Raw genomic sequence first — 12,757 nt, forward strand, 5'->3', positions numbered from 1 at the left:
AATTGAGAATGGGACAAATAAACAGCCGCATGTGCGTGGAAGCGCATGCCCTCCTGACAAGCATTTTTTCCAAATTCAAACATAATGGGAATCTGCTAATGTCGACTACACAATCAAGTTCACCTTTAAAGCCAAATAAAAAAACACGCGAAAAAGCCCGTCTAGAAGCCAAAGCCTTTATTGAGTCTTTGCAGGCCACGCCGTTTCCATCCTCTGAGCGTATCTATGTGCAAGGTTCGGACGCTTCCATCCAAGTCCCAATGCGTCAGATTAATCTAACGGATACGCCTATCGGTTCTGATCCAGAAAACCTAACGTTTGAGCCAAACGAGCCAATCTACGTGTACGACACAGCGGGTCCATACGCCGATCCAGCGGAAAACATTGACGTGCATGTCGGACTAAAAGCACTACGTAAGCAGTGGATTGAACAGCGTAACGATACTGAAGTACTTGAAAGTGTAAGCTCTAACTTCGCGCAAGAGCGCCTAGCAAATAGCGAGTTAGATGAACTGCGCTTTAAACACCTGCCAACGGTACGTAAAGCCAAAGCCGGTCACTGCGTGACGCAAATGCATTACGCGCGCCAAGGCATCATCACACCAGAGATGGAATACATCGCCATCCGTGAAAACCAAAACCTACAAGCGATCAAGTCTGAACTATTACTAAAACAGCATCCTGGCCACAGTTTCGGTGCAAATATACAGACGGAAATTACGCCCGAATTCGTGCGTAAAGAAGTGGCAGAAGGTCGTGCCATTATCCCTAACAATATTAACCACCCAGAATCTGAGCCAATGATCATTGGTCGTAACTTCCTAGTGAAGGTTAACGCCAACATCGGTAACTCAGCGCTTACGTCTTCCATCGAAGAAGAAGTTGAGAAGCTGGTTTGGTCGACGCGCTGGGGTGCGGACACTGTGATGGACTTATCGACCGGTAAGAACATCCACGAAACTCGTGAATGGATCCTACGTAACTCGCCTGTCCCCATCGGTACGGTACCGATTTACCAAGCCCTAGAAAAAGTAGACGGCGTCGCTGAAGATCTTAACTGGGAAGTGTTTCGCGATACCTTGATTGAACAAGCGGAGCAGGGCGTTGACTACTTCACGATTCACTGTGGTGTGTTGCTACGTTATGTGCCCATGACCGCCAAACGCCTAACCGGTATCGTGTCGCGCGGTGGTTCGATTATGGCGAAATGGTGTCTTGCGCACCACGAAGAAAACTTCCTGTACACACGTTTTAAAGAAATCTGTGAAATCTGTGCCGCGTACGATGTTGCCCTATCGCTAGGTGACGGTCTACGCCCTGGTTCGATCATGGATGCTAACGATGAAGCGCAATTGTCGGAGCTACGTACCCTAGGTGAACTAACGAAAATCGCGTGGGACTACGATGTTCAGGTGATGATCGAAGGCCCGGGTCACGTGCCAATGCAGCTCATCAAAGAGAACATGGATCTGCAACTTGAGCACTGTCACGAAGCGCCGTTCTACACCTTAGGCCCATTGACGCAAGACATCGCACCCGGCTACGACCACATCACATCCGGTATCGGTGCGGCTCAAATCGGTTGGTACGGCTGTGCCATGCTGTGCTACGTGACACCAAAAGAACACCTTGGCTTGCCAAACAAAGAAGACGTGAAACAAGGTCTGATCACTTACAAGATTGCTGCCCACGCAGCCGATCTAGCCAAAGGTCATCCGGGGGCTCAGGTACGTGACAACGCTCTGTCGAAAGCGCGTTTTGAATTCCGCTGGGAAGATCAGTTCAACCTATCTCTTGACCCAGAAACAGCGCGCTCTTACCACGATGAAACCTTGCCACAAGCGTCCGGCAAAGTGGCTCACTTCTGCTCGATGTGTGGTCCAAAATTCTGTTCCATGAAGATCACTCAAGAAGTGCGCGACTACGCCGCGGGTCTTGAAAAAATTGAAGCGCTGGATGTGACGGCGGAAGAAGGTATGCAGCAAATGTCTGAGCAATTTAAAGAGCTGGGCAGTGATGTCTATCTCACTACGGACAAGTTGAGCGCAGACAAGCGTAAAGCAGACAAACAGTCTGAGGGCGAGTTGGAGACCGAACAGTAAATGACCACAACAGATGTTAAACAGATAGCGTTTACGGACGCTGGGTTTAAATCTTCTGTTTTGGACAACACTCGACACCTAGGGTGTCGAGTGCTTCACTCCATAACGGATGACGTTCGGATTGAGCCTAGCCATAATGGATTAACGCTGACTACCCATACTGAAACGTGGCGCTTTGTCACAGAGTTGGATGCCTCAGACAAAGCCTACCAAGCCGTTTGCCAAGGTAATCAGGTGTCCGTGAAATGGCTGCAAGATGAGCGCATTGCCCACTTTCAAGCGGACAAGCTGACCAAGATTAATCAAAACGACCTGGCCGTTGCCTTGGCATGTTTTATCGAACAAGGCTACGAGCATTTAGATGCCATGACCTTGGCGCTGGCATGGCTGACTCAACAAGCTCTTGCTGGTGGTGCTGGTTGGCCTGAGGATCGCACTTGGTTCCCAAATACCTCGTTTACCAATGATCATTGCTTGCCTCAAAACGGGCAGTTTGCCCCGATTCGCAAAGAGCTATTTACCCTGTATCCGGTAGTGGATACGGTGGAATGGTTGGCGTTGGTGTTAGAGCAGGGGGTGACGACAGCCCAACTTCGTATCAAAGATCCCAACGACCCAGATCTAAAGCTTAAAATTCAACAGGCGATAGCCCTCGGGCAGCAATACGGTGCGCAGGTGTTTATCAATGATTACTGGCAATTGGCGATTGGGCTGGGCGCCTACGGCGTACATTTGGGCCAAGAAGATATCGAAGTGGCGGATTTGACCGCGATTCAGCAGGCGGGTTTACGCCTAGGTATCAGCACCCATGGTTACTTCGAAATCATGCGCGCGTTTAACTTAAAACCAAGCTATATCGCGCTCGGTCATATCTTCCCAACCGTGACCAAGGATATGCCTTCTCAGCCTCAGGGCTTGACCCGCTTAGGTCAATATGTGGCGCTGATCAATGGTGCTTACCCAACGGTGGCCATTGGTGGCATCAATGCAGAGCGCCTACCGAAAGTGAAAGCCACAGGCGTGGATTCCATTGCCTTAGTCACCGCGATTACGCGTGCGGACGATCCTAAGTTGGCGACTCAGACGTTACTCAAAGCGGTGGTTGATAAGGGAGCAAGCGATGCAGTTGTATGTGAATGATGAGCCGGTTCAGTTTGAACACAGTACCTTATTGGCGCTATTGGAAAACTATGTCAGTGCTGAACAACGGGTCGCCGTCGCGGTGAATCAGCAAGTGGTACCGCGCAGTATGTGGTCGGAGTGCGTATTAAAAGACAACGACCGTATCGATATCTTCGAATCCATTGCAGGGGGCTAATATGTCACTTACGATTGCAGGTCATACTTTTTCATCACGCTTGTTTACCGGTACGGGCAAGTATGCCAACCAAGAACAAATGATCGCCTCCATTTTGGCCAGCGGCAGCGAAATGACGACTTTATCATTGCGCCGTATGGACCTTAAAAGTGGCTCGGACAACATTCTAAAACCGCTCCAGCAATTAGGCGTTAAGCTACTGCCCAATACGTCTGGCGCGCGCGATGCCAAAGAAGCCATCTACGCCGCGCAATTGGCGCAAGAAGCCCTTGAGACCAACTGGGTGAAAGTGGAAATCCACCCTGACCCCCGTTACCTGATGCCGGATCCGATTGAGACCTTAAAAGCGGTCGAAGAACTGGTGCGTCTTGGCTTTGTGGTGATGCCATACATCCACGCCGACCCAGTGCTGTGCAAGCGCTTAGAAGAAGTGGGTGCGCAATGTGTTATGCCCCTTGGCGCACCAATTGGCTCCAACCAAGGCTTGGCCTCTAAGCCATTTCTCGACATCATCATCGAGCAGAGCAACGTACCCGTGATCGTCGATGCCGGTATTGGCGCACCGTCTCATGCGGCAGCGGCATTAGAAGCGGGGGCAGATGCCGTTTTAGTCAATACCGCCATGGCCGTGGCGTCGCATACTGAAGCCATGGGTAAAGCCTTTAAACTAGCGGTCGAAGCAGGGCGCATGGCCTATGAATCGGGTACTGGCAAAGTACAGCAAACCGCGGAAGCCTCTAGCCCATTTACTGAGTTCCTGAAGGAGCTGGTATGAGTGGAGCCATACGCGTATTACATCAAAGCCCAGCAATCGAAGGCCAGTTTAGTGCAGAACTCGAAGTGTTAGACTGGGATGCCACAACGGCTAAGCATGTTGCAGCGACCGAAGCCGATGTGCGCCGAGCATTGGCAAAACCAAAACGTGATATTAATGACTTTGCCGCGCTGATTTCCCCTGCAGCCAAGCCATTTCTAAATGAAATGTTGGCGCAAAGCGAGCGCTTAACCCAACAGCGATTTGGTAATACCGTCAGCCTGTTTGCACCTCTGTATTTGTCCAACACCTGTGCCAACGAATGTACTTACTGCGGCTTCTCCATGAGCAACGCCATCAAGCGTTTAACCTTGGACGAGCAGCAGATTGAGCGCGAGATTAAAGCCATTAAGCAAAAGGGCTTTGATCATATTTTGCTGGTGACAGGCGAAACCAAAAAAGTCTCCATGCCATACTTCGAGCGTATGCTGCCGCTGTTTAAACCTGCGTTTAGCCAGCTTTCGATGGAAGTGCAGCCGCTGGAAATGGAGGAATACGCTCAGCTCAAAGAACTCGGCCTTGATGGCGTCTTGGTCTACCAAGAAACCTATCGTCGCAGCACCTACCTTGAGCATCACCTACGAGGTAACAAGTCCGACTTTAACTACCGTTTGGATGCGCCGGATCGTATAGGTCAAGCCAAGGTACATAAAATCGGTCTAGGCGTACTGCTTGGCTTAGACGACTGGCGCACCGACTCCATGATGATGGCGCACCACCTAAGGCACCTGCAAAAACGCTACTGGCGCTCACGTTTCAGTGTGGCGTTTCCGCGCATTCGCCCTTGTGCTGGTGGCATCGAACCCAAGTCCGTGATTTCTGATCTGGAACTGGTACAACTGATCGCCGCATGGCGCTTGTTTGATGCAGATTTAGAGATGAGCCTCTCCACCCGTGAGTCAGCGGAGTTTCGTAACCACGCCGCCCGCATGGGCTTCACCACCATGAGCGCGGAATCGAAAACCCAACCGGGTGGCTACGCCGACGATGCCAAAGAAGCCCTAGAGCAATTTGAAATCAGCGACGAACGTAGCGTCACCGAAATCGCCAACGCCATCCGTGCCCAAGGCCGCGAAGTCGTCTGGAAAGACTGGGACATCTCCCTTAACCTCGCCTAATTGAACTGCTTCATATCTGGGGTAATTCATTTTCCCTCCCCTTGTTTCTTTAAGGGGAGGGCTAGGGAGGGGTTAATCAACTTGCACCGGCAAACGAACTTTGCTCCACCTCGAAACCTCGTAAGAGGGGTATCTTACCCCGACCAGTATCGCATCATCAAGTAACCAGCTTCGGCTTCACCAACTGCTTTGAGGCATCATTCCATGTAATTCAATTCGCTTGCGCAAATCTCAGGTCGTTCCTCCCTTCGAACGTCAGCGCGAATCAAACACATGGAATGTTGCCAATTAGACCCAGCAGACCTAGTACGTGCGGGTTGCACCCCGCGATCAAGGTTTTGTACGACCTCACTGCACGCGGGGACAACCAGTCAAATTATGTTATCAAGAGGACTGTTAGTCCCAGCAAAATGCTGTCCAATAACATGTGTGTAGATCTGTGTAGTTGAGACGTCGCTGTGCCCCAATAGCTCTTGGACTGTTCGAATATCTCTGCCAGTCATTAGAAGGTGGGTTGCAAAAGAATGCCTGAAAGTATGACAATTCACGCGCTTAGTTGGGATGTTTGCTAACTGAACGGCTTTTTTAAGTATTTTTCGCGGCACTGAGTCATGAAGATGATGGCGGCAAAGCTCACCTGTTAAAGGGTGAGGGCTTAAAGTGGTCGATGGAAATAAATACATCCAACTCAGTTGTCGAAATGCATTAGGGTATTTTTTGCTTAAAGCGAAGGGAAGTGATGGCCCATAGCCTCTATCATTATCTTGCTGTTGTATTAATTTCACTGTTTCAATTTGCTTGGAAATAAGGCCTTCCAGCTTTTGACTGAGAATAGTGGTCCGATCTTTATTGCCCTTACTGCACCGAACAACAAGGCTGCCTTGTTCCAAATTTACGTCTTGAATTCTAATTCTCAAACACTCACTGATCCTAAGCCCGCTGCCGTATAGTAATGCAAGAATGAGTCTGTCTCGTTCACTTTCAATTTGATCAATAATTGACTTAACTTCAGGCGCAGACAACACAGATGGTAAACGCCGACCTTGCTTGGCATGCTGAAAACCAAGATCTCCAAGTGGCTGCTCAAGCACTTTGTTATACAAAAATGCAAGCGCATTCAAGGCTGATTTCTGCGTATTGATAGCAACATGCTGCTCTGTTGCCAGAAAGGAAAGAAACGCTCTTACCTCGTTGGCTCCCATCTGTTTAGGATGTTTTAGCTTGTTGAATCTGATGAAATAACGAATCCAATACAAGTAGGACTTTTCCGTTTTCATACTGTAGCCACGTATACGCAACTCACTGCGAAGGTGATTCATAAATGGACTGGAAGACATCACACACTCCTTGTGGATATATTGCTTTAATCTGTATAAATATACAGTCTATTTTTATGTTCGCAAATTGGATGCCTGTTTTTATGATCTAAATGCTATTCAGTTTCTCGCATTGTCATGGAAGCGACTACAAAAGTGTACTAGGATCAATAACTAAACAACGCCACAGCCAGAATAACGCGCTGTGGACAAAAGATATAACGCGCATGCTCGATTTCAGGTTTTGAGTTGCTATGGTGTAAGCCTGAAAAATGCTGATAGAACAAATCGTTAGAAGGTTTTGTTTCAAGGCCTCGGCAAGTGTAAACGCGCATGCGTACTATTAAAATGTTATGTGGCTTGGACGCAGTGGAGAAGTTCGTGAGTCAAGATGTTCCAAAAAGTATATTAAACATTATCAGGGGATATAGTTGAGATATATAATTTTACTCATTGTTTTGTCCTTACTTTTGTTTGGCTCAATGAATTCTGATGTGCAAAAAATAACGCCTTGGCTTCTTGGGGCTAACTTCACAATAGCTATATTCTCAATAAATTTTACTTTTTTTGGTTATCAACTTTCAAAGTATAAGGCTATATATAGTGAGATTTCTAAGAGGCAGTGGGCCAATATTGTAGCTTTGCTGTCGCTACCGTTTGCCCCTTTAATAAGTTACTTAGTCATCCCTGATTACTTTGGGATAATAGCGTTATTAATTCTTCCAGTATTGGTTTTTTCTGCAATAGATAATGCATCTTTGACGGATAAATATATAAGTCCTAAATTTTTTATAGATAAAATATCTAGAAAAAAAGTGATCGATAGATATTTGATCCAGTTATCAAGAGAGCTAGAAAAAGAAGTAGAAAAACATAAGAGCTACACTAAAGACAGAGAAAAGTATCAAATTCCTGCACACGGTTATAGCTTCGAACCCACCACCCTTGGCCTTGAAAATGAAGATATCTGGGATTCAATAACGGTCGTTGTTAATCTGTCCATTGAAAATAACGATTATCCAGTTTTTAGGAAATCTTTAAGTTCTGTCTTAAATACGGTTGTAGCATTTTATTCTTTTAAAACCGAAGTAGACGATGGTTGCAGAATAGATGATGGCGTTAAGTTCATTGCTAGAAATAGGCTGCGTTCAATTATAACTAACGTCATAGAGAAAGATAAAAGTAGGATGTTTCTTCAGACGCTATCGAGTGAGTTTTGCTCTTTTCTGATGAAAGAGAATGTTATAAATGATCCATGCTCCGATCTAACGAGGTCAATTGTTTCAGATTGCATTTGGATTGGTAAAAAATGCTTGAATCACATAGTATTATTGAGCCAACAAAAATACTAAATACGGTTCACCGAATATCTGAAGTTAATATTTACAACCTAGAGAAAAAGGAATCGAATAATAGCCTGAAGAATTTTGATAAATATAACGTATCTATATATGCGTATGATATAAAGGCGCTGGGTGTTTCCGCATTAAATAATGGGAACTCACACTTTTCATATAGGTGTATGGAGACCCTTTCATATTTAGGATGTAATGCTGCTAAGTTGAAGTCACATCAAACAGTAGTCGCTGTATTAGAGTCCATCGTACATCTGGGTAGATTGGCTAGAAATCTTAAAATAGGTTGTTTTTGGTCAAGGTGTCTAATTCCCGCTGAAAGCCACGCCGAAGAATTTATGGGCCATATTTTGACTTGGCTAGTTCAAGACCTCGCAAATGATGGATCTTTTTTTATGAAAGAATATGCTGAGCAGTCATACTCAAGGTTGAGGGGTGTTAAATGCGTAATAAAGCCCAAGTCTAATAGTAATCCTCGCTTCTGGATAGAAGAGTTGGAAAAAGATGGCGATAAAGTTACTCACATAGAATATGAGTCAGGGATGTACGGGTATGGGGGGGAATGCGATTACTCTGATTTCACAAACTTAAAAGAATATGTTCTGCACGGCATAGGATCCGAAAGTTCTGCGATGATTTTTCATAGTACACCTATTCCACTGGACATTGATTTAAATGATACCGAAGAATAGATGTTATTTATAAAGCCACATAACAATGGCGGTAGAGAGGGACTTGCCTTCCACGGTGCTTCTTGTGTGCTAAAAGAGCCTAGCACACAAGAAACCCCGCTACGACAAGCCCATCACCGCTAGCGTTATGCATTCAAGAGGAAAATTCGTGGCAACTGAAGCGCTGGAGTGGATTGTCAGTCTTTTAACCAAGCAGGAAACTCCCTTCGTGGTTTGCGGTGGACTCGCGGCCATCGGATATGGCTCAAATCGCCCGCTCAACGATATAGACCTGTTTGTGCCCAATGAGCATTTCGAGGCAGTAGTAGCCGCTGCCTCTGAGTACATCTCGAAGCCGGCCCAGCGCTATGTCGGGGAAGGTTGGGATCTTGAGTACGTACAGTTTATGTATAAAGGCACTAAGGTCGAGGTCGGAAACGCAGAGGATGCGAGAATCTTCAGTGCTGCTACAGAGCGGTGGGTTCCGTTGCTGGTTAATTTCTATCACACCCGAAATGTGGCAGTCCTTGGAGTCGAAGTGCCGCTCATATCGGCGGAGGATCTCATCGGATATAAGAAGATCCTGGATCGAGCGGTAGATCGAGAAGACATTGAGGCAATAGAAAAACATGCATAACAAGGTCATGAAATTGACCTCAATAAGCTGCGCTTTTTTCGGCAATTTATAACGGCGTTAAGCATCAAGGAGATTTATGGATTACCCAGGTGAAAAATTACTTCTAAAGATGTGGGAAACCCTTGCCGAAAAAGGTGTTGGTTCACTGCTGGCTCCTTGGCAAGAAAAGCGTATGGCTGATGCTCGAGCTGAAATACGACGCAAAGAAATGTTATTACTAGCTCAAGCTGAGGTAGAAGTTGACTCAATTAAGTCGGGGCAATCTAGCTTTCAGTTAAAACCCGAAGTTAAGCTCTTGAATGCCCCATCTAGCAGCGTAGATGAGCTAGGCAGGGTTGAACCTACTTTAGATCTTTCCGAACTGGCTAGTACGGTTAGCAATAATGATTTTTCCGAGTCGATTCGAAAGGAAACCAATGTTGCAAAATCAATATTGATTGCGGAGGATATTCTCGGTCAAGATCGTCAAGAACCTTCTGACACTCCAATTGAAGACGACTGGCTGTATTCATGGAGAGAATATGCTGGCCGAGTTTCAGCTGACGAACTACAAGATTTATGGGGAAGAATATTAGCTGGTGAAGTGAAACAACCCGGCACTTATTCGATGCGAACATTAGAGTTTTTAAAAGGTCTATCCAAAGCTGAAGCCGAACTAATTAGCAAGGCAGCGCGGTTTGTTATAGATGGAAGGATTTATCGTGACAAAGAAAATTTCTTAGAAGCGGAGGGCCTATTTTTTTCGCAGCTCCTATTTTTACAAGATATTGGGGTTCTTTCTGGCGTCGAGGCTCTAGGCCTTACTACAACGTATAAGACTCAAGACCAAAATAAGTATTTTAAAGGGTTGATTGCTAGTGACAAAATCATCCTTATTGATCATGAAGATAAGAACAAAACTGTAGAAGCCAGCGTTTATTTGTTGACGAGGGTAGGTGCTGAGGTTTTGAGGTTAGCCAGTTTTGGTGTTAATACCGATTACCTTGAATCCGTTGCTAAAGATTATGCTAAGAAAGGCTTTAATGTAAGAACTGCTGATTTTGTTCAGCTAACTGCGGAGTCTGGGCAATATTTTAATGCCGCAGAGGTCAAGCTCGAGGAAAATGCTTAACAAAGCCAGCCAGAGGGACCAAAAAACCGCCGCTTCGCTTTGGTTTTTCGGCCCCTGCTGGCGGCGTTATCCGGCTTCTCCCCAAAATGGCGTTTGACTTAAGGTAAACAAAATGGAAAAGAGAGTCTTTCAAAACTTACGGATGACACTTCTATCTAATGAAGAAGGCTTCTCTCTCGATTTAGGAGTGGCAAGTGGTCATGCAGATTTTTCCGTTTTGATTAAATTAACTGAAGAAGACTACTTTGTTATTAACACCGATGAAGAAAGAGCCGCATTTCTTCAGGCGGCTCTTCATCACCCGTTTCAGCTAAAGGAGACGTGGCTTACAGAATCAGAGCAGCGCACCTATTTTGACACTATACTGCACTCGACAACGGAAACCGTAGAAGCGTTTTTAACAGAAAAGGATCATGGGCGTGCGCATGGTTCAATTTCGAACATGGTTCGTATTACGCGAGGGAGAGATCTGTCAATTTTACGTGCAGGCGAATGGTTTGAGAAGTAATTATAGTCAACGGCTGGATAACAAAACAATCAACCGGACTCCGCTAAGCGTGGTTCGCTTTGCTCACAATACCACGCCTAGATGCGCTCGGTTATTGTGGCGTTATATTTAAAATGAGCATCTTTATGAAATTATGTGGTTTTTTATTACTACCTTTAATCATTATTCTGGCAATGGGATGTTCAGAACATGAGCAAGTTACAGGGCCTGAAGTTCAAACTATTGATTATATCGTTAAGGCAAAGGCGGGAAGCAACTTAACCAAACTTGCATACAAAGTCGCTAGAACAACACAAACTTATAAAATTATTGATTCAAAAGTTGGAAGCATTGAAGCAAATAAAATTCTGGAAATTGAGCTGAATCGCACCATACTAAAATATCAACCACAATGGAATCAAAATTTAGCTGATGCGCATTCTGAATACTTAAGTGATGAAGAAATTAATTCCCTCTATTACAACGGTAAGAATTCGCCTTATTTTGAAAAGCTGGTAGAGCTTCGTAGTAAAATAGGTGTAACAATGCAAGAAAAATCTAAGGACTTACTCACAAAAATCGTAAGAGAAGCAATGCAAGGTGCATTTAAACAACTTCCTCCTGATTAAAAATATAACAAGCGGCTGTACCGGACGAATTTCCGCTGTCACCTTTTGTGCAAAATACGCACAAAAGCCGCCATCTAAAATTTGCTCGGTGAGCCGGGCATTATGTCAATAGAACTCGAATTCAGCTCAAGTGATTAAGGAACAGTCGATATGGAAGATAATCAAGAAGAGTTAAAAATTGCGGAAAAGTATCTCACTGAAATGCTAAACGCAGATCAAAACGGAGATTATGCTTCTTTCATAAAACGTTATGAAACTGTTGATTCAGGTTTTAACGAAGATGTTTTTATCAAAGACGTAGAGGCGATGAAAGATGAGTTAGGGGCCTACAAAGAAAGGGTATATCTTGGCTCGTTAAATTGCTCGGGTAAAGGTAGCTCACAGAGATCTTTAAGGTTTGTGTGGCGTGGAATTTATGAAAAGAGTGAGGCTCTTATCGTTTTGGGTATACACCAAAACTCCGGTGTCTGGTACGTTAATGAGAATCATATTTCTTAGTCGTGTAGTTGTGCAGCGGCCATAACAAACAGCTCCAGCTCACATGCTTGCTGAGCCGGGCGTTAACTCTTAAGGAGATAGAGTGAAGAAATTACCAATTGCATCAATTGGACTAGGTTTAACAACTATATTTGTCTCAATGATTGTGGCTTATATCGTCACCGGATCTTTTCTTGGTAAAGTAACGATGATTGAGCTTAAATCATACGGAGGTGTTAACGTATCTAACTTGATGAATTGGGAGGTTTGGACGTTATTTACATCCCAGTTGGTGCATGCCAAACAATACCATATGTTTTACAACGTCTTATCTCTTGTTGTATTAGGGTATGCCATAGAGAAACGTATTGGCTGGCCTAGGTTTCTCTTAGTTTGGTTTATAGCTGGTGCTTCAGGAACGTTGTATAGCACTCTATTTGTACAAGCCCCATGGAATACTGGAACAGGTGGTTCTCAAGCTGTATTGGGGATTGCCGGCTTTGGAATTATTCTAACAACGATTATGCATGACAAACGCAATGTAATTTATGCGTTATTGTTTGCATTAATCCCAGCTTTTTCGCTCGATCTTATTTTTGCTAATTATCCGAAGCCTGGTCATGTTTTAAGCTTGGCTGTCGGTATGGTGCTAGGCGTTTTTCACGTAAATAAGCTAACAAAAAGCTCAAATAAGGACGCCGCTTGTGGCGCCGCTTAGCTCG

General features: G+C 45.1%; 14 protein-coding genes. 13 read left to right on the plus strand and 1 reads right to left on the minus strand.

Going from position 1 to position 12,757, the window contains the following annotated elements; all coding sequences use genetic code 11:
• The first annotated feature begins 98 nt into the window (after positions 1-98).
• Genes thiC through thiH form a run of 5 tightly spaced genes read left to right on the plus strand, consistent with a single transcriptional unit; the run spans position 99 to position 5,352 of the window.
• Positions 99-2,102: a phosphomethylpyrimidine synthase ThiC gene (thiC, locus tag ASC49_RS05580; RefSeq protein ID WP_055462242.1), complete on the plus strand. Its 2,004-nt coding sequence runs from the start codon at positions 99-101 to the stop codon at positions 2,100-2,102.
• The gene (gene thiE / locus ASC49_RS05585; RefSeq protein ID WP_055462243.1) at positions 2,103-3,242 is read left to right on the plus strand and encodes a thiamine phosphate synthase; all 1,140 of its coding nucleotides are present in this window, start codon (positions 2,103-2,105) and stop codon (positions 3,240-3,242) included.
• Positions 3,223-3,420 carry a sulfur carrier protein ThiS gene (gene thiS / locus ASC49_RS05590; RefSeq protein ID WP_055462244.1) on the plus strand — a complete coding sequence of 66 codons (198 nt, stop codon included), beginning with the start codon at positions 3,223-3,225 and terminating at the stop codon, positions 3,418-3,420. The genes thiE and thiS overlap by 20 nt, the downstream gene beginning before the upstream one ends.
• A 1-nt stretch (position 3,421) precedes the next feature.
• Positions 3,422-4,195, plus strand: coding sequence for a thiazole synthase (locus ASC49_RS05595; RefSeq protein ID WP_055462245.1), 774 nt, complete (start codon positions 3,422-3,424; stop codon positions 4,193-4,195).
• Positions 4,192-5,352 carry a 2-iminoacetate synthase ThiH gene (gene thiH, locus ASC49_RS05600; RefSeq protein WP_055462246.1) on the plus strand — a complete coding sequence of 387 codons (1,161 nt, stop codon included), beginning with the start codon at positions 4,192-4,194 and terminating at the stop codon, positions 5,350-5,352. The genes ASC49_RS05595 and thiH overlap by 4 nt, the downstream gene beginning before the upstream one ends.
• Positions 5,353-5,723: 371 nt before the next feature.
• Here the strand turns inward: thiH and ASC49_RS05605 are convergent, their stop codons facing one another.
• Positions 5,724-6,689 carry an integron integrase gene (locus ASC49_RS05605; RefSeq protein WP_055462247.1) on the minus strand — a complete coding sequence of 322 codons (966 nt, stop codon included), beginning with the start codon at positions 6,687-6,689 and terminating at the stop codon, positions 5,724-5,726.
• A 410-nt stretch (positions 6,690-7,099) separates the two neighbouring features.
• Between ASC49_RS05605 and ASC49_RS05610 the strand changes: the two genes are divergently transcribed.
• From ASC49_RS05610 to ASC49_RS05645, 8 genes are all read left to right on the plus strand, one after another.
• On the plus strand, positions 7,100-8,020 hold the full coding sequence (locus ASC49_RS05610; protein ID WP_055462248.1) for a hypothetical protein: 921 nt from the start codon (positions 7,100-7,102) through the stop codon (positions 8,018-8,020).
• Complete coding sequence (locus ASC49_RS05615) at positions 7,978-8,715, plus strand: hypothetical protein (protein ID WP_055462249.1); 738 nt, start codon at positions 7,978-7,980, stop codon at positions 8,713-8,715. Before ASC49_RS05610 ends, ASC49_RS05615 begins: the two co-directional genes overlap by 43 nt.
• 148 nt (positions 8,716-8,863) lie before the next feature.
• Positions 8,864-9,331, plus strand: coding sequence for a nucleotidyltransferase family protein (locus ASC49_RS05620; RefSeq protein ID WP_082443725.1), 468 nt, complete (start codon positions 8,864-8,866; stop codon positions 9,329-9,331).
• A 76-nt stretch (positions 9,332-9,407) separates the two neighbouring features.
• Positions 9,408-10,442 carry a DUF2806 domain-containing protein gene (locus tag ASC49_RS05625; RefSeq protein WP_055462251.1) on the plus strand — a complete coding sequence of 345 codons (1,035 nt, stop codon included), beginning with the start codon at positions 9,408-9,410 and terminating at the stop codon, positions 10,440-10,442.
• Positions 10,443-10,554: 112 nt separating this feature from the next.
• Entirely contained in the window at positions 10,555-10,950 is a 396-nt protein-coding gene (locus ASC49_RS05630; RefSeq protein ID WP_141656804.1) for a hypothetical protein, read from the plus strand.
• 125 nt (positions 10,951-11,075) lie between these two features.
• Positions 11,076-11,558, plus strand: coding sequence for a hypothetical protein (locus ASC49_RS05635; RefSeq protein WP_055462253.1), 483 nt, complete (start codon positions 11,076-11,078; stop codon positions 11,556-11,558).
• A gap of 150 nt (positions 11,559-11,708) precedes the next feature.
• A complete protein-coding gene (locus tag ASC49_RS05640) occupies positions 11,709-12,056 on the plus strand; it encodes a hypothetical protein (protein ID WP_055462254.1) in 348 nt (115 codons plus the stop codon).
• 82 nt (positions 12,057-12,138) lie between these two features.
• The gene (locus tag ASC49_RS05645) at positions 12,139-12,753 is read left to right on the plus strand and encodes a rhomboid family intramembrane serine protease (RefSeq protein ID WP_072242054.1); all 615 of its coding nucleotides are present in this window, start codon (positions 12,139-12,141) and stop codon (positions 12,751-12,753) included.
• Positions 12,754-12,757: the final 4 nt, after the last annotated feature.

The organism is Marinomonas fungiae, assembly GCF_001418205.1.
GTDB classification, from domain to species: domain Bacteria; phylum Pseudomonadota; class Gammaproteobacteria; order Pseudomonadales; family Marinomonadaceae; genus Marinomonas; species Marinomonas fungiae.